This is a genomic window from Edaphobacter sp., assembly GCF_035763405.1.
Classification (GTDB): domain Bacteria; phylum Acidobacteriota; class Terriglobia; order Terriglobales; family Acidobacteriaceae; genus Edaphobacter.
The window spans coordinates 12038-28942 of the sequence record NZ_DASUBE010000043.1; the positions used below are offsets into that span (position 1 = coordinate 12038).

Annotated in this window: 15 protein-coding genes; 8 read left to right on the forward strand and 7 right to left on the reverse strand. The window is 60.3% G+C overall.

The window, feature by feature from the left end; all coding sequences use genetic code 11:
* The first annotated feature begins 71 nt into the window (after positions 1-71).
* Positions 72-1148, forward strand: coding sequence for a M28 family peptidase (locus tag VFU66_RS03900; RefSeq protein WP_326444926.1), 1077 nt, complete (start codon positions 72-74; stop codon positions 1146-1148).
* Positions 1149-1181: 33 nt separating this feature from the next.
* Here the strand turns inward: VFU66_RS03900 and VFU66_RS03905 are convergent, their stop codons facing one another.
* Positions 1182-1619 carry a DUF2203 domain-containing protein gene (locus tag VFU66_RS03905; protein WP_326444927.1) on the reverse strand — a complete coding sequence of 146 codons (438 nt, stop codon included), beginning with the start codon at positions 1617-1619 and terminating at the stop codon, positions 1182-1184.
* Positions 1616-2797 carry a quinolinate synthase NadA gene (gene nadA, locus VFU66_RS03910; protein WP_326444928.1) on the reverse strand — a complete coding sequence of 394 codons (1182 nt, stop codon included), beginning with the start codon at positions 2795-2797 and terminating at the stop codon, positions 1616-1618. Before nadA ends, VFU66_RS03905 begins: the two co-directional genes overlap by 4 nt.
* A gap of 350 nt (positions 2798-3147) precedes the next feature.
* Here nadA and VFU66_RS03915 point away from each other — a divergent pair, with 350 nt between their 5' ends.
* From VFU66_RS03915 to VFU66_RS03925, 3 genes are read left to right on the forward strand one after another with little or no spacing between them, the layout of a single operon-like run.
* Positions 3148-3675, forward strand: coding sequence for a Sec-independent protein translocase subunit TatA/TatB (locus tag VFU66_RS03915; protein WP_326444929.1), 528 nt, complete (start codon positions 3148-3150; stop codon positions 3673-3675).
* On the forward strand, positions 3668-4453 hold the full coding sequence (tatC, locus tag VFU66_RS03920; RefSeq protein WP_326444930.1) for a twin-arginine translocase subunit TatC: 786 nt from the start codon (positions 3668-3670) through the stop codon (positions 4451-4453). The genes VFU66_RS03915 and tatC overlap by 8 nt, the downstream gene beginning before the upstream one ends.
* Positions 4450-5460: a M28 family peptidase gene (locus tag VFU66_RS03925; protein ID WP_326444931.1), complete on the forward strand. Its 1011-nt coding sequence runs from the start codon at positions 4450-4452 to the stop codon at positions 5458-5460. Before tatC ends, VFU66_RS03925 begins: the two co-directional genes overlap by 4 nt.
* A 51-nt stretch (positions 5461-5511) precedes the next feature.
* Here the strand turns inward: VFU66_RS03925 and VFU66_RS03930 are convergent, their stop codons facing one another.
* Positions 5512-9126, reverse strand: a complete 3615-nt coding sequence (locus tag VFU66_RS03930) for a TonB-dependent receptor (RefSeq protein WP_326444932.1) — start codon at positions 9124-9126, stop codon at positions 5512-5514.
* A 239-nt stretch (positions 9127-9365) separates the two neighbouring features.
* Positions 9366-9875 carry a DUF3761 domain-containing protein gene (locus VFU66_RS03935; RefSeq protein WP_326444933.1) on the reverse strand — a complete coding sequence of 170 codons (510 nt, stop codon included), beginning with the start codon at positions 9873-9875 and terminating at the stop codon, positions 9366-9368.
* 491 nt (positions 9876-10366) lie between these two features.
* Here VFU66_RS03935 and VFU66_RS03940 point away from each other — a divergent pair, with 491 nt between their 5' ends.
* Positions 10367-11284 (forward strand): TerC/Alx family metal homeostasis membrane protein, encoded by a 918-nt coding sequence (locus tag VFU66_RS03940; RefSeq protein ID WP_326444934.1) that lies wholly within the window; start codon positions 10367-10369, stop codon positions 11282-11284.
* 359 nt (positions 11285-11643) lie between these two features.
* A complete protein-coding gene (locus VFU66_RS03945) occupies positions 11644-12225 on the forward strand; it encodes a PEP-CTERM sorting domain-containing protein (RefSeq protein WP_326444935.1) in 582 nt (193 codons plus the stop codon).
* Positions 12226-12396: 171 nt separating this feature from the next.
* Here the strand turns inward: VFU66_RS03945 and VFU66_RS03950 are convergent, their stop codons facing one another.
* The 3 genes from VFU66_RS03950 to nadB all read right to left on the reverse strand — a co-directional run bounded on the left by VFU66_RS03950 (position 12397) and on the right by nadB (position 15422).
* Entirely contained in the window at positions 12397-13029 is a 633-nt protein-coding gene (locus VFU66_RS03950) for a DVUA0089 family protein (protein WP_326444936.1), read from the reverse strand.
* 150 nt (positions 13030-13179) lie between these two features.
* On the reverse strand, positions 13180-13821 hold the full coding sequence (locus VFU66_RS03955) for an O-methyltransferase (protein WP_326444937.1): 642 nt from the start codon (positions 13819-13821) through the stop codon (positions 13180-13182).
* Positions 13822-13880: 59 nt separating this feature from the next.
* On the reverse strand, positions 13881-15422 hold the full coding sequence (nadB, locus tag VFU66_RS03960) for an L-aspartate oxidase (protein WP_326444938.1): 1542 nt from the start codon (positions 15420-15422) through the stop codon (positions 13881-13883).
* Between the two features lie 114 nt (positions 15423-15536).
* Here nadB and aroB point away from each other — a divergent pair, with 114 nt between their 5' ends.
* Positions 15537-16652, forward strand: coding sequence for a 3-dehydroquinate synthase (gene aroB / locus VFU66_RS03965; RefSeq protein WP_326444939.1), 1116 nt, complete (start codon positions 15537-15539; stop codon positions 16650-16652).
* A partial coding sequence (locus VFU66_RS03970) for a class I SAM-dependent methyltransferase (RefSeq protein WP_326444940.1) occupies positions 16649-16905 on the forward strand: 257 nt, incomplete at its 3' end. The genes aroB and VFU66_RS03970, both read left to right, overlap by 4 nt.

The window sequence follows — 16905 nt, forward strand, 5'->3', positions numbered from 1 at the left end:
TCCTATTCACAATCGCGCTCCACAGAAGTCTCCGCTCAAGATTACCCCGGATGCCCGTCTATAATCTGCCAATGTCCAAACGGCCCCTTGCACGTCTCCGCTTCATCACACTGGCCTCGATCCTTGCGATAGTCACGACGGCAGCGCCACGTGCACAGGCGGCTCATCCATTCGACGCATCTGTATCGAAAACGGCTTCAGCATCTTCCACGCTCGACCGCGAGGTCCACGCCGACATGGACTTCCTTGCCGACGATGCGCTCGACGGCAGAGGCTCGGCCACGCGCGACGAGCACATTGCCGCGCTCTTTGCCGCCGCGCAATTTCAGTCACTCGGCCTTGAACCGGGCGGCGACAACGGCACCTTTCTCCAGAAGACAAAACTGCCCGACCCGCTTCCGGAGCGAGTGCAGAAATATCTCTCGAAGTATCCGGACGGGCCGCGTACCGAGACCTGGAACGCTATCGGTATTCTGCGCGGCACAGCGAACCTCAATGAGGTGATTCTGCTGACCGCGCACCTGGACCACCTGGGCATTGGCCCTGCGGTCAACGGCGACGACATCTACAACGGGGCCGACGACGACGCCTCCGGCACGACCGCCGTGCTGACGCTCGCACATCTTCTTGCCACGGGCAAGCGGCCGAAGCGCACCATCATCTTCGCGCTCTTCGGTTCGGAGGAGATTGGCGGCTATGGCAACCGGGCGTTTCTTGAACATCCGCCCGTGCCGCTCACCAGCATCGTCATCAACCTGGAGTTTGAGATGATTGGCCGACCTGACCCTGCCGTGCCCGAGGGGACACTATGGCTGACCGGCTATGACCGCACCGACCTGGGACCAACGCTGGCGAAGCACGGAGCCAGCCTCATCAACGACCCGCACCCGGCCCAGCACTTCTTCCGACGCTCCGACAACTATGCGCTGGCGCGCAAAGGCATCATCGCCCAGACCGTCTCCAGCTTCGGCCTGCACAAGGATTATCACCAACCGAGCGATGACCTGAGCAGGATCGACTTCGCACACATGGACCGCGCCATCCAATCGATGGTTGCTCCGATCCGCTGGCTCGCCAATACAGGATGGAAGCCGCAGTGGTATCCGGGCAAGCAACCTGCCCCGGGCGCAGACTTGCTCCCAAAATGAGCACGATGCTCGATGTGCGGGTCCGTTCATCGATCAGTTCAGCCGCTCGCGCTCCGGCTTTCCAAACCGCGCGTCCAGCGGCTTTCGGCCCGCGAATCCATCATCCTCAGAGTGCCAGTAGCCGATCTCTTTCTCGCCCAGCTTCCAGCAGAGCAGCACTGTCTTTCCATCCACCACGCAGGGAAAATCGAGCAGCCCTTTCTCAAGGTCCTTCAACAACACGCCGATCGCTTCGAACTCGGCTAGCGTGTCTTTGGCCTCCTGCATCGCCTTCTCGCGCTCAGCCCGGCGGCGTGCGGCTGCGACGACATCCACGTGCAAGCCTCCGGAGAGAAATATCCTCTGCGAAAGCATCTGCATCTCCAGTTCAATCTCAGCGGCCCGCGTTGCTGCGGCCTGTGCCCGCTTCAGCAGGGCTTCGACGACCGGCAGCATCGTCTGCGCTTCGGCCAATGTGAACGTCTTGTTCAAACCTTGATCTCCAGCATTCTGTCGAGCGCCACGCGCGCCCACTGCTTTACATCATCATCCACCTGGATACGATTGACCACCCGGCCCTCGACCAGATTTTCCAGTGCCCACGCGAGATGCTGCGGCGAGATGCGGTACATCGTCGTGCACAGGCAGCCTGCATCGTCGAGCGTGATGATGCGCTTGCCCAGCGGCGCGAACCGCTTCGCCAGCCGGTTGACTAAATGAATCTCCGTGCCCACAGCAAAGCTTGCGCCAGAGGGGGCGTCCTCGATCACCTTGATAATTCGCTCGGTCGAGCCGATCGCGTCGGCCTTCTGGCAGACTTCCCACCGGCACTCCGGATGCACGATCACCTGCATCCCCGGCTCTTCGCGGCGCACGCGGTCTACATGCTCGGGCAGGAACCGCTGATGCACTGAGCAATGCCCCTTCCACAAAATCACCTTCGCCGAACGCAGCCGCTCCGCCGTCAGGCCGCCGTTGATCATGTACGGGTCCCACACCGCCATCTCGCTCAAAGGAATCCCCATTGCAAAGGCGGTGTTTCGCCCGAGATGTTGGTCGGGCAGAAACAGAATCTTTTCCGCTCGCGCAAACGCCCACTCGAACGCTCCGCGCGCGTTTGATGACGTGCAGACCAGTCCGCCGCGCTCGCCGCAAAACGCCTTGATCGCCGCAGCAGAATTCATGTAAGTCAGAGGGATCAAGCCAGCCGGACTGGTCCCCGGTTCCTGATCCCCGGTCCCGGTTAACCCTGCGCGTTCGAGCGCGTCCCAGCAGTCCTCGACCTGGCCAATCTCTGCCATGTCGGCCATCGAGCAGCCTGCATTCAAGTCGGGTAGAATCACCTGCTGCCACGGCTGCGCCAGCACCTCAGCCGTCTCTGCCATGAAGTGGACGCCGCAGAAGAGCATGTACTTCGCGCTCGTCTCCGAAGCCACCTTGCTCAGCTTGTAGCTGTCGCCGGTGTAGTCGGCAAAACGGATGACCTCGTCGCGCTGATAGTGATGTCCCAGAATCACCGCGTCTTTGCCAAGTTTTGCGCGCGCCGCCGCGATGCGCGCATCCATCGTGTGGTCAGGCTGTGCAAGATAGTTGTCGAGCGAGCACACCGCTCCCATGGCTTCAGTTGACGCCGCGGCCAATGCCGCGGTCTCATCCAATAGATCGTTCACCGTACTCCGCCTTCAGTCTCTACCAGGGCGCCGGACACCGCGAGCTTCGCGCTGCCTTTCTCCCTTGAGACGGGGATGTTGAAAGCATCAAACTTCAAGATTGCAGTGGACTCGCTGTGCCGGCCTCTCGGCCATCACCCAATCCACGGGGGTGTTGCAATCTTTTCTTCGCCGGGCAGCCTGTGGCCGCCGGTACTTCTTTAGACGAACATCCGACCGGAAAGATACAGATTCTCGCCTGCTTCCGCCTGCTCTGCGCAAAGCGTCTTACACCTTGATTTTACACGAGCGCCCACGCACTCCCTTCATTTGTTCGCCCTGCGCCAAAGCCGTATCATTGATTCTTAAGTATGCCCAGCTTTCAGGACAGCATCTTTATCTTCTTCATCGCGCTGCTGATCTTCGGCCCGAAGAAGCTGCCCGAACTCGCCCGCCAACTGGGCAAGCTCATGGCCGAGTTCCGCCGCGCCTCCAACGAGTTCCGTATGCAGATGGAGGACGAGCTGCGCCTCGCCGAACAAGCCGAACAACAGAAGAAGATCGCCGCCATGGAAGCTGCCGCGCCTGTGACGGCGGCCTCCGAAGACGAGAACACCATCGCGCCGCCACACGAAGACGGCGCACGCGAAGAGGGCTCACTCGAAGAAGAGCCCATCGAGCGCCACCCGCACGAGCTTCCGCCTGAAGAGTTCAACACCGTGCCCATCGCTACCTCGGGCGAGCTGAGCATGATGCCGCCCGACACCGGACTCCCCGTTGCCAGCTCGCCTGCAACTCAGTCAGTCTCCGCAGCCTTCGACTCGATCCCGCGCGTTTCCGATCCAGAAACAGCCGCTCCAAGCACATCCGAACCCGCGACCGAGGCACTGCATGGCTGATCTGATCGACAACGTGCGCTCTGCAGTCAGTGACCGCGCAGAGCTGCCTGGCATGAGCCTGATGGAGCACCTCGCAGAGTTGCGCAAGCGCCTGCTCCACTCCGTCGGCTACCTCGCTGTCGGCTTCTGCATCGCGTGGATCTTCCGCGAGCGTCTCTATGGCATCGTGCAGGCGCCGCTCGATAAGCTGGGCATCCCGCTCAACTTCACGCACCCCACCGACGGACTCAACCTCTACATCAAGACGGCGCTCTACGGCGGCGCTATCCTCGCCTCGCCATTCATCCTGTACCAGATATGGCGATTCATCTCGCCCGGCATGTACGCCAATGAGAAGCGATACGTGCTGCCGTTCATGTTCACAACCATCCTCCTCTTCCTTGGCGGAGCGTGGTTCGGCTACCACTACGTCTTCCCCGGCGCGCTCGACATTCTCATCAACGGCTTTGCACACAGGTTCCATCCCATCCTCACCATCGACGACTACACGGGCTTCTTTCTGGCCATCGTCCTCGGGCTGGGCGTGACATTCGAGCTGCCGATCCTCATGTTCTTTCTGGCGCTGTTCGGCATCGTGGACGCGAAGTTTCTGCTGAAGCACATTCGCTATGCCATTCTTGTCATCTTCATCGTGGCGGGCATCATCTGCCCCATGCCCGATCCGCTGAGCATGTGTATCTTCGCCGCACCCATGCTGATTCTCTACATGCTCGGCGTACTCGCCGCCTTCATCGTCCACCCAGCCCGCCGCAAAGCACGGAAAGCCAAAGCCGCATGACGATCTTCTCTCGCGCCAAGGCGCTTGTCGCCCACCGCCAGACGCTTGCCATTCTGACCCTGAGCTTGCCGAAGGGGAAGAACCCCCGCATTTCGCTTTTGCCTTTGCTTTTTTCCTTTCTCTTCGTCCCCACAGCTCAAGCGCAAAAATCCACCGCACGCTTTAGCGGAGAAGCTGCCTACCGGATCACCGAGCAGCTTCTCGCCGTTGCACCGCAGCGATGGATCGGCAGCCCCGGCCACGCCAAAGCGGAACAGTTCATCCGCGACCACTTCAAGCCCGAGGCAGCCAAAGGCAACTTCGAGGCTGACACCTTCTCCGCCAACACGCCAGCCGGCCTGCTGACGATGACCAACTACATCGCCAAATTCCCCGGCAAAAAAGACGGCATCATCGTCATCGCCAGCCACTACGAGACGAACTACCCGCTGAAGGACATCCACTTCGTCGGCGCGAACGACGGGGCCTGCACCACGGCTCTGCTCATCGAGTTGGGCAACTACCTGCGCGCGCATCCGCCGCAGGGCTACTCAGTCTGGCTGGTCTTCGACGACGGTGAGGAGTCCATCTCGTCCGAGTGGTCCGACGCCGACTCGCTCTACGGCACGCGCCATCTCGCCGCCAAATGGTCGCGCGACGGCACCCTCGGCAAGATCAAGGCGTTTATGGTTGCGGACATGATCGGCGACAAGGATCTCAACATCGATCGCGTCACCAACTCCACGCCCTGGCTGCTCGACACGCTCAAGACCGCAGCGAAGAACACAGGCAACTCTTCCCACATCTTCAAGTACAGCGAAGACGAGCAGGACGACCACCTTCCCTTTGCTAAACGCGGCGTGCCTGTGCTCGATGTCATCGATGCACACTACGGCCCGTGGACTGCTTCCTCGCCCGACGGCTACCACCACAACGCGCAGGACACCATCGACAAAATCAGCGCCCGCTCACTGCAAATCTCCGGCGATCTCTTCATCGAGATGATTCGACTCATCGACCAGCGATGACCATCGTTCCGGGCCCGGCCATAGCGCCGAGCCTGGAACGATGGAACGCCTTCAGAACAGCAACTTCAAAGCAAACTGCAACTCGCGCGGATCGTTGACCTGGAACGAGATTCTCCCCGTCGAGCCATCGCCGAGCGTCGTATCCGGCGGCCCAAACTGAGGATGGTTGAAGAGGTTGAACGCCTCGGCGCGGAACTGCAACGTCCAGCCCTCGGCGAGCGGCGTGTTCTTGACTCCTGAGAGGTCCAGCCGGGCCACTCCCGGCGCGCGCAGGTCGCCCAGCGTGCGCGGAGAGTTGCCATAGGTGAACGCCGCAGGCGCGCTGAAGGCGCTGACGTCGAAGTACTGATCCAGCCGCTTGGAGACAGACCCATGCAGCGTGGGATTCTTGCCGGTCCAGTTCGCGCGCTGCGTCCCTCCGTAGTTGAAGAGCGTGTTGGCGGCCATCGAAACCTGCTGCGGAGTGCCACTGAGCACAGTCCCAATTCCATTCAGTTGCCATCCTCCAACCAGATAGTTGGCGAAGCCGTTTTTATTGGCCCAACGTCTGCCGTTGCCGAAGGGGAGGTCAAGAATGCCATTGATCGCCAGATAATTCGGGGTATCGAATGTAGCCAGAGACCACTCGTTCCGCAGGTTGTCCCAGTCCTGAACGTTTCCGCCGGCGAAGTTGCCGCCCGGGAAGCCCGTCGTCGTTGCCCCCACATTGTCCATGAGTTTGGACCATGTATACGAACCGAGTAGGCTGAACCCATTGGCGAATCGTCGCTCCACCTTCAACTCCAGCGCGTTGTAGGTGGATGCTCCGTAGTAGGAGCCGTCGCCAAGCGTCACGCCGGTGAACTGCGGATATGGAAGCAGAAGCTGGCTGCGCGCCACTGTCGGCCCGCTGAGCGCACCCGAGGTGATATATCCCTGAAATGGATTGGCAACCTGATCATTCAGTTTGCTTCCCATCGAGAGGTACTGGTCCGGCAGTTGATTGGCGTTGTAATCGCCATAGAGGTGGACCCCGTGGCTACCCGCATAGGCCACATCCACAAGTATCTGTCTGGGGAATGTGTGCTGCAGATCGAGATTCCACTGCTCCGCATACGAGGTCTTGCGATCACGCGCCATGCCGACGACAGACTGACCAATATCCGTCGATAGGCCCTGGCTGCTGCCCGTGGCATACGTGAAACCCTGCGGATACGGATTGCTCAGCAGGTTGTGCGGGTTCACACCATTGAGCGTCGTCACCCACGGCGTGCTGCCGATGAACCCGGTGCTGGGAACACCATTGTTGTTGTATCCGCTGCCCACCGCCGGTCCCATGAAGATGCCGTAGCCGCCGCGGAGCGCCGTTGAGCCGTTGATTGCGTAAGCAAAGCCAAGGCGCGGCTGAAGGCCCGTTCGCTTGTCCGGATTGAAGTGGTAGCGCGAGACGCCGTTGACTCCGGGAAAGTTCAGCCCGCCCACCAGGTGCATACCCGGCACTTGCAACGGCGAAGCCGAGGTCGGGTCCCATCCGGTAATCCGGTTATCGCGCTCTCGCCACGGCGTGTTGTAGTCGTAGCGGAATCCCAGGTTCAACGTCAGGTGCGGAGTCACCTTCCAATCGTCCTGGAAGTAGCCGCCGTAATAACGGAAGCTATTAATCTCGTTCGGGCCTCCGGTGTAGTTGAAGCCGAAGTCGCCCGCGCCAAGCAGGAACGATGCGAACCCCACGCCCGTGTTCCCCTCGGCAAATGGATTCGGTCCCCCGGTCCAGTCCGGCCCAAAGACATAGAACCCGGCACCGTTATTGAATCGCGCCGTCGTGAACATGCCGATTCCAAAGTCGCCGCCCACCTTCAGCGTGTGGGTTCCCGTCACTTTGGTCAGGTTCCCTTCCTCGTGGAAGACCTGATTCGCATCATTCAGAATGCCGATCCAGCACAACTGCCCCAGCAGTCCGCCCCAGCCGACGTTGCCAATCGATTCAGCGGTTCCGAGCCCACCGATGATCGCCGTGGGGAAGCACGGAGCGGTCTTCTTGGCAAGATCAGAGAAGTACGAGGGGAAGCCCAACTGCGTTGGATCAAATCCCAGCCCCGGAGGCGTCCGCGCCAGGTGGAAGCGGACGAAGCTGGAGTTGAGTTCGAGCACCGTGCTCGAGTTGATGACGGTCGTGTCGCCGATGGTCGCCTGCATCTGCCGCAACGTGTCGGGCCCAAGGATGGGCGAACTCACCTTGAAGTTGGGCGTGTTGCCAAAGACCGGAGGCCGTATCTGGTGCGTCGTTGAGATCGAGTAGCGCCCGAAGAGCTTCGACGCGGAAGTGAGCGCGTGGTCGATCCTGATCGAGTAGTCGTCCTTGTTGATAGGCGAGCTTGAGTTGGAGATGAAGTTCGTCGCTCCGGCAGGCGCGCCAGCCTGATTGGGCAGAGGAATATAGGCCAGCAGATTGTTCGCCACCGTATCGATCTTGTTCGACGGTATCTTGTTCCCGGAAAACTGCGTCCTGATGTATTGCCCGGGATGCGCAGGGTCGGGCACCGTCGAAAAGGGGTCGTAGATCGCGGTGCCTGTGCCGGAAAAGTCGCCTGCGCGCTCGGCTGCCGTGGGCAGGGTCGCGGTCGTGGTCACAGCCTGCGTCCACCGCAGCCCCTCATACGAGAAGAAGAAGAACGTCTTGTCCCGGTAGATGGGCCCGCCTACGGTTCCGCCAAACTGGTTGTAGCGGAATGGGGCCCGCGCCAGGCCAGCCTGGTTGGCGAAGAAGTTGTTCGCGTTCAGACCGGTGCTGCGGTAGAAGTCATACACCGAACCATGCACGCGGTTCGTACCGGACTTCGTAATCACGTTGATGATGCCGCCGGAGGTGTTCGAAAACTCCGCGCTGTAGTTGTTCGTCTGGACCTTGTATTGATCGACCATGTCGATACTGGGGTAGAACCCGGGCCCGTTCAGCGCCGGCTGTGTGTTCGCTCCTCCATCGAGCAGGAAGACGTTCTGGTTGGGGCGTGAGCCGTTGATCGAGATGAACTGATCGTTGTATTCATCGAACGCCGTCTGCGTAAAACCGGCCGACGGAAGCACGCCCGGTACCAGCGCCGCAAAGCTGTAGCTGTTTCTGCCGTTGACTGGCAGATCGACGATGGTCTTGTTGGCGATGACCTGCCCCAGAGACGACGTCTCCGTCTGGAGCGCCGAAGGCTGGTCCGTCACGGTGACTTGCGTGGCCACCTGGCCAACCTGAAGCCTTGCATTGACCGTGAGCGCGTCGCCGACGTTGAGGCGGATGTTCTCCTGCTTGTACCCCCCGAACCCCGGGGCCTCGACGCTCAGGCTGTAATTTGCCGGCGGCAAAAGCGTAAGCGAGTAATAACCGCGGTCGTTGGTGATCGCCGTTCTCGACTCATTCGTGTCCTTGTTCACCAGATCGATATGAGCACTGGCAATGACGCTGCCGCTCGGATCCACAACGCTTCCGGTAATCGATCCGGTCGCGGTCTGGGCCCGAAGCGGTTTGGAGAAGAGCAGGCAGACGAGAGCGAGCAGCGGAATCAGGTGCAGAAACGAGATGGCCAGCGGGGAGGGTTCATTTTCATAACGTTTAAATCTGACTGCCGTTGAAATCGTCTTACTTGCATTGATTAGGCAAATCCGTGCGGTTTTATTGTCAAATGTGTTCGCGCGCATCTTGAGCCTCCTGAGTACTTGCTTTTTAATCGTTTAAAAATCCGGAGACATAATCTAAATCCCATCACGCGATATTTGTCAAGAAATTTCGCATCTCGACGTTCTGTACGCTCCTGGGCCGCCCGAAAAAATGCGCCCCGCAGGCCCTTCAAGCCCGGGGGCGCAGCAAAACGCTCTGTTTTCACCTTCCCGCTATCCACCCGATTCAGCCCTGCAAAGCGCGCAGCGGAGACGCCTGCCTACTTGCTGCAAGGATGATTATGGTCGGCATGAGCCCCCTTGGCCTTGGCTTCCGCCTCGGTCATATAGGATCCTGCCTTTGTCTTACCGTAATACTTGGATCCCGCGCAGTGATACACGTTGGTCGCAGTATTGACCCAGACCATGCCAGCGCCGCCGCCGGGAGCCTGCGCCATCGTCGAGGTCGACTCATGCGACGTCTTGGCGGCTTTTGCCGGAGCTGCCGCCGGAGCGGGGGCTGCTGCCGGAGTGGGAGCCGCTGCCGGAGCTGCCGCTGCTGCCTTCGACGCCTTCTCGCTCTTTGCCGGCGCTGCTGCGGCGCCCGTGTCCGCGGCAAGCCACGTCTTCACTCCCTTATGACCGCGGCAAGCGCCCTTCTTACTGGGAGCCGTCGTGTAGCTACCGTCCCTACACACGCCTGTCGAACCGGCGGGTGCTGCCTGGGCCACTGCCATCTGCGCGAACATGAGCCCAACTGCCACTGCCATCAACCGAATCATCGTCTTCATAGACACTCCAGAAATCAGATTTTTCCGTACGGCCGTCCATACCACCGCAAAATCCTACCCCAAACCCTGAAGTCTGTCATCAATCCAGCCGATGAGCTGACCAGCTTCGGCTCCTCCGTGCTCACCCAAACGTCGCATCGCATGCTTCTGAAAGGGGATAGCGGTTATTCCACAGCCGCCGATACGCTCAAGTTCAGAATCGAGGTGAACCAGATGCAGTTCACAAGCATGCAGAAGACTTCTTCCACGTCCGGCTGGCCTGAGCAAAATCCGACCAGCTTCTTCGACCTTCACCCCATTGGCGCTATCCTGCGTGGACTACTCATGTCTTCCCTGCTCTGGGTTCTTCTCGCCCTCGCGCTCTACAGCGTATATTCTTTCGTTGTCACGAAGTAGCAGCGAAAAGGCCCACGGTCTTTCCCTCCGCGCCACCTTTCAGCGTCCTGGCCTGAGTGCAGCTTCCCTCTCCAGCCTGTAGCATCCTATGCAGGATGTCATCGGCGCCCCTCAGTCACTGGATCGGCTTTCATTCCGCCATCCTTATCCTGCTCGCGGTTGAGCTGATCTACGTTCGGCATCAGGGCCCGACAAAGATCCGCAGCACCTCCATCATCGCCACTACGATCTGGATCGTCGCCGCGCTCGCCTTTGGCCTCTTTATCTTCCAAACCATGGGCGGCGAGTCCGCCACGCAATACCTGGCTGGCTATGCCATCGAAGAGTCGCTCTCTATCGATAACCTCTTCGTCTTCCTACTCCTCTTTGGCATCTTCAAGATCGAACCCGCCAACCAGCCCCGGGTCCTGTTCTGGGGGGTAGGTGGGGCCATCGTCATGCGCGGGGCCTTCATTGCCGCCGGGCTCGGCCTGCTCGACCGCTTCCACTGGATCAGCTATGTCTTCGGAGCCGTCCTTTTATTTGCGGCCATCCGGCTGTTGCTGCCCAAAAGCCCCGACGAGGAGACCCATACCCCTCGCTGGATCAAGTGGCTCTCCCAGGTCCACCCCGTCAGCCTGCGGCAGGACCGTTTCTTCGTCATCGAGAACGGCCAGCGCATGATCACCGTCCTCGCGCTGGCCCTCGTCGCCATCGAGCTGACCGACATCGTCTTCGCGCTCGACTCTATCCCCGCCGTGCTCTCCATCACCCGCCACCCCTTCCTGGCCTACACGTCCAACATCATGGCCGTCATGGGACTGCGCTCGCTCTACTTCCTGCTGGCCCCCCTGCTCACGACACTCCGTTTTCTGCACCTTGGCCTGGCCGCCGTCCTGGCCTTCGCAGCCCTCAAGATGATCTCCGCGCCCTGGCTCGAGATTGCCCCCCTGCTTTCGCTCGGTATCATTGCGGCCATTTTGTCGTTGACCGTCGCTGCCTCGTTGGCCATGAAGGCCCACCCGACCAGGTAAAAATTGCCGGATCGATAAATAGCATTGCGACCGCCCTCCACCTGTAACCATTGATATACAGACATTACCGGTATCTATATACCTCCCATTGCGCTGAATTTCTATTCAGGAGGGAAATGGTTTTCCACTCTTGGGGAGACTTTCTTTCCTTTTCCGGACTCTTCTTTTTCCAGCCTCTGAGGAAGTCGTCCGGCAGTTTCCGCTCTTCCTGGACTCCAAAAGGCGACACGTCAAAATTTACGCCACTTGCAACTATGCACAAAATCTCATACTTAGCGCATATTCATGCACATTAATCAGACTAAAGTCATAGTTTGGCACGGCGCCTGCAAACATCCGGTTCACAAGGAGATACACCCATGAAAGTTGTTACCGCCTTTCTCGCTCTGGTTACTTTCCTCTTCGCAACCGCCAGTCTTCACGCCGACAGTGTCAATCTCGTCATTAACGGCACAACCGTAGTCGGAACGCCGATCGCCAACGGATACAACTTCACCTACGTCGATGAGACGCTGGGGCTTCTGTCCGACGGCAACCTGCTCAATTCCACTACCTCGACCGTCACCGCCACCTACCTGGATGCCCTCGGCACGCTGGGCGTCTTCAACTTCACCGATGTCTGCGCTAAGGTTGTCGTCATTGGCCCGGCAGTTCCGTGCCAGAACCTCGCGCTCTCGTTCACCAATCTCACGCTTCCGATTGCGTCGATTGATGCTGCGGTTGCCGCGAACATCAACCTGGGTCTCGGCATCAGCAATATCAACATCGACGGCTCAAACCTCGGCACACTGAACCTTCTCGGAGTCAGCGTCGCCGGCGCCAGCGGAACCGTCAACTTCAGCCCCGTCCCGGAGCCCGCGAGCCTCTCACTGATGGCGACCGGTCTGCTCGGCGCTGCCGGAGTGGTACGTCGCAGGTTTACCTCGAACGACGAAGCATAAAAACAGCACCACGTTCTCCTTTGACAAACTGGCAGTGGGTCGCAGCTCGATCGCGGCCCGCATCCTTTTTAAAGAAGACAAGCAGAAATCTAAAGAAGATACGCAGAAATTCCACTCAAAGAGACGCGGACAGCTCTCGCTGCCCGCATCCTGGTTCGGTAGGCTATGTCGTCAAGCCCTGCGAAGAGCACCGGCAAAACCTACAAGGCCGCTGCCCAGCAGCAGCAACGATGAAGGCTCCGGCACCGGCGAAGGTGAATTGCCCGTCGGATTCGACGCCGACTCGACACCCAGCACATCGAACGCCCAGTGGTTGTCCCGGTTGGTGCCGGTTGCATCAATGTATGTGCCTCCGGTCAGCGCGCCGTTCGTGAAGCCGTCGCCCAGCGTCGGTCCAATTGCAAAGTTCGCGTAGTCCTGGATCGTCGCCGTGTAGGTGCCCGGGGTCAGCCCGCTCACCTCTAGGTACGTGTCGTAGTGCGTTCCTGTGACCGGATCGGCCGGCACGCTGCCGCCGCCGTCGTCGTTCTGGCCAATCTTGACCGCAGACGGCCCGGTGCCCTGAAACAGCGCCAGGATGGGGTCGAACCCACCTTCGGCAATCACCTGTCCGGCAGCATTGGTCCCACCCGCATACGAGTAGGTCCGCAACACGACGTCTGATCCCGAGCCCACCGTGAAGGTGAACTCCTGGACCTCGTTGATGCTGGAGAAGTTTCCGGTAAATGAGAAGTTATCTGCCCGGCAGATACCCGCAGGCAGTAAAGCTACAGCCGCAGCAAGCAGTACAGTCTTCAGTTGCATTTCATCCCTCCAAACGATTTTTTGAAAGCCGGGCCGAAAGGCGCCGACAATCCTTCATCGTGAGGAGAGGGTCAGGCGGAACAAAATCAGCAAAAGAAAGTCGTTGCAAGTCATTGCATATCAAGGGTTATAAATCTTCCCTGTATACAATCAGCTACGCCCCTCGCGCTTCTGCGCCACCACCAGCCCGCGCGGAGTAGGCAAAAACACGCATGAGAGCAACCCCTCGGCCTCCATCCGGAAGGCGGCATCGCGCACGACCTTCAGGTGCGAGCTGGCGTCGTGCATCAGAATCAAGCCAGTCGGACGAATCTGCGGCAGGAACCGCTTCACCTCCTGCTCGCGGATGGGCATATCACTATCGGAGAAGAACAGATCAATCGTGCCCTCAACCTTCATCTCCAGACTCGACTCGTTGCGCAGCTCGATCCACTCCCCGAGCCCCGACGCCGCGACCTTCTCCTTTGCCTTCTGAAAGACGGTCGGGTCGAACTCGCAACTGATGATCTTGCCAAAGCCATTCGCCTTCAACCCTTCGGCGATCCACAGTGTGCTGACGCCCAGAAACGAGCCGGTCTCGACCACCAGCTCCGGCTTCACGGTCGTAATCAGCGTGCGCAGGAACTCGAGCACCTCGGCCTCGGCTGTCATCGAGTCGTACATGTGCCACCGCTCAGGCCGCGGACACTCCGGCGTCGCGCGATGATACTCGGCGAGCAGCGCACCCTGCGCGCGCTCCGCCTGCAACATCACCTTATGCTCCTGCTTCAGCTTCTTCCCAAAAAGCCCCATACCTCAGTTGCTCCCTTTCGCATTGTCATTCCGCAGCGAAGCGGAGGGATCCGTTTTCCTCAACCCACTAATGTCAGCTTGCCCTTTTCCATCACCGAGTGCCGCGCCGCCTTGCTATGCTGCGGAAAATCGTTGCGAAAGTGCGCGCCTCGGCTCTCTTTGCGCCCGAGAGCCGACTCGATGATGAGCCCGGCAACGACATGCAGGTTCCGCGCCTCAATCTCACGCCGCGACAGTCCTCGCGGAATCGTCCGAGCCAGCGCCAGCCAGCCGTGCTTCGCTCGCTCCAGCCCTGCCGCATCGCGCAGCAGGCCGGCATCCTTCCACATCAACGCACGCAGCTCCTGAATCCACTTCTCCGTAGCCGCATCACCCGTAACTGTACCGGAAGGAGCAGCAATGTCCTGATCCCTGGTCCCTGATCCCTGATCCCTGCACTCTGCAATCATCGTCTCAGCCGCCAGCGCGCCAAAGACCAGCCCCTCCAGCAGCGAGTTGCTTGCCAGCCGGTTCGCTCCGTGAACGCCCGTGCAAGCGGCCTCGCCAGCCACATACAAACCCGGCAGCGAAGTCCTCCCCTGCACATCGGTCTTCACGCCGCCCATCAGGTAGTGCGCCGCCGGACGCACCGGAACCAAATCCCTTCCCAACTCCAGTTGATACTTCGCAAGAAACGCCGAGATGCCCGGGAACCGCGCCTTCAGGTCCTTCTTCACATGACGCATGTCCAGATACACCGGTCCGTCCATGCCCTCCATCGTGATGGCCCGCGCCACCACATCGCGGGGCGCAAGCTCCAGCAGCGGGTGATACCGCTCCATAAACCGCTCGCCCTTCGCATTCACCAGATACGCGCCTTCACCGCGCAACGCCTCGCTCAGCAGAAACCTCGGAGCGCCCTTCATCGCAAACGCCGTCGGATGGAACTGGTAGAACTCCATGTCACTGACCGCCGCACCCGCGCGATAAGCCATCGCAATGCCGTCGCCGGTGGCCACTGCAGGATTCGTCGTATCGCTATAAACCTGCCCCGCGCCTCCGCTCGCCAACAGCACCCCGCGCGCCCGAACCACGCGCAGACCGCCTTCTCCGTCGAGCAGCGTCGCACCCACAACGCGACCACCCTCCACCAGCAGATCGACACTCGTCGTCCACTCCATCAACTCAATCGCCGGAATCTCGCGCGCGTGCCGCAACAGCGAAACCGCAATCTCACGCCCAGTAGCATCTCCGTTCGCATGAAGAATGCGCGAGCGGCTGTGCGCTCCCTCGCGCGTGCGCATCAGTTCGCCGTTCTCGCGGTCAAAGCCCGTTCCCCACGTCAACAATTCTTCAACCCGCTGCGGTCCCTGCTCGACCAGCACCGCCGCGGCGTCGCGATTCACCAGGCCATCTCCAGCCGCAATCGTGTCCTCCAGATGCAGCGCCACGTCTTCATCGCCGCCCATCGCTACGGCAATGCCGCCCTGCGCATAGGCTGTGTTCGACTCGGCCAGTTCCTCCTTCGTCACGACGAGCACCTTACCCACCGCAGCCAGACGAATGGCCGCGCTCAAACCCGCAATGCCCGCCCCGATTACCAGAAAGTCGACCTGTTCCATACCTCGATGCTACTAGGAAAGCAGAGATCGGTTGTCGGTTCTAAGTTGCCAGTTGCCTGTATGCCTCCATCTGAGAACTGACAACTGAGAACGGACAACGATACGATAGACATCGTGCCCGTCATTCCAGTCAAAACGCCTTCCGCCACCTACGACGTCACCATCGCCTCAGGCCTGCTGCGTACACTGCGCCCGCGACTCGAAAAGCTCAATCAGGGCAAACCCTTCCGCCCCTTCGTCGTCACCTCGCCCGAGATATGGGGCCTTTGGCAGAAGCAGTTTCTCGCCAGCTTTAAAGAATCGCCCACGATACTCTTTCTTCCAGCAGGCGAGCGCCACAAGCGCATGGCCAGCGTCGAATCGCTCGCGCAGCAGCTCGCCACCAGCGGGGCAGACCGCGACTCGCTGCTCATCGCCTTCGGCGGCGGAGTCATCGGCGACCTCACCGGCTTTCTCGCGGCCATCTACATGCGCGGCATCCGCTACGTGCAGGTGCCCACCACGCTGCTCGCGCAGGTGGACTCCTCCATCGGCGGCAAGACCGGCGCCAACCTCGCAGCCGGAAAAAACCTCATCGGCAGCTTCCATCACCCGCAAGCCGTGCTGGCCGACACCGACGTGCTCGGCACGCTGCCCACAGCCGAACTCCGCGCCGGCCTGCAGGAATCCATCAAAGCCGGCATCATCTACGACGCGAAGCTCTTCAGCTACATGGAGAAGAACGCCGCCGCCATCCTCGCAGCCGAACCCAAAGCCATCACACATGTCGTTGCCGCCAGCGTGCGCGTCAAGGCCGATGTCGTCAGCAAAGACGAAAAAGAGTCCGGCCTGCGCATGATCCTCAACTTCGGCCACACCATCGGCCATGCCATCGAAGCCGCCACCAACTACAAGCAGCTTCTGCACGGCGAAGCGGTAGGCTGGGGCTCAATCGCCGCGCTCAACGTAGCATTGGCCCGCAAGACCATCACCCCGCAGCAAGCTGAGCGCATGAAGCAGCTCATCCTCCGCTACGGCCTGCTCTCGCCGTTCAAAGCCACAGCGCAAAAGCTCGTCGCCCTAACCGCCCGCGACAAAAAGAACCGCAGCGGCATCCGCTCCTTCGTCCTGCCCAAAGGCATAGGCGCAACCAGCATCGTCCGCGACGTAACCGAAGCCGAGTTGCTCGCCGCCACGGAATCCATGCTCGCCGCGATGCGTCGCGATGCCTCATCGAAGCACAAGCCATGACGCAGCAAACGCAGCCTGAACATCAACTCTCCACAGGAGCGCGACCCGTCGGCGCAACAGACGAAGCGACCGCAGCCGAGAACGTGCGCGAGATGTTCGACGCCATCGCTCCCACCTACGACCGCGCCAATCACATCCTCACCTTCGGGCTCGACCGCTGGCTGTGGAACCGCACCGCCCACGCATTTCGCAAAACGCTTGAGCGCCCCGAAGCCGTCGTGCTCGACCTCTGCTGCGGCACCGGCGACATGAC

Excerpts from the sequence above, each read along its gene's own strand:
- VFU66_RS03900 (WP_326444926.1), top strand. The coding sequence starts at position 72 with ATGTCCAAACGGCCCCTTGCACGTCTCCGCTTCATCACACTGGCCTCG.
- VFU66_RS03915 (WP_326444929.1), top strand. The coding sequence starts at position 3,148 with ATGCCCAGCTTTCAGGACAGCATCTTTATCTTCTTCATCGCGCTGCTG.
- tatC (WP_326444930.1), top strand. The coding sequence starts at position 3,668 with ATGGCTGATCTGATCGACAACGTGCGCTCTGCAGTCAGTGACCGCGCA.
- VFU66_RS03925 (WP_326444931.1), top strand. The coding sequence starts at position 4,450 with ATGACGATCTTCTCTCGCGCCAAGGCGCTTGTCGCCCACCGCCAGACG.
- VFU66_RS03930 (WP_326444932.1), bottom strand. The coding sequence starts at position 9,126 with ATGCGCGCGAACACATTTGACAATAAAACCGCACGGATTTGCCTAATC.
- VFU66_RS03935 (WP_326444933.1), bottom strand. The coding sequence starts at position 9,875 with ATGAAGACGATGATTCGGTTGATGGCAGTGGCAGTTGGGCTCATGTTC.
- VFU66_RS03940 (WP_326444934.1), top strand. The coding sequence starts at position 10,367 with ATGTCATCGGCGCCCCTCAGTCACTGGATCGGCTTTCATTCCGCCATC.
- VFU66_RS03945 (WP_326444935.1), top strand. The coding sequence starts at position 11,644 with ATGAAAGTTGTTACCGCCTTTCTCGCTCTGGTTACTTTCCTCTTCGCA.
- VFU66_RS03950 (WP_326444936.1), bottom strand. The coding sequence starts at position 13,029 with ATGCAACTGAAGACTGTACTGCTTGCTGCGGCTGTAGCTTTACTGCCT.
- VFU66_RS03955 (WP_326444937.1), bottom strand. The coding sequence starts at position 13,821 with ATGGGGCTTTTTGGGAAGAAGCTGAAGCAGGAGCATAAGGTGATGTTG.
- nadB (WP_326444938.1), bottom strand. The coding sequence starts at position 15,422 with ATGGAACAGGTCGACTTTCTGGTAATCGGGGCGGGCATTGCGGGTTTG.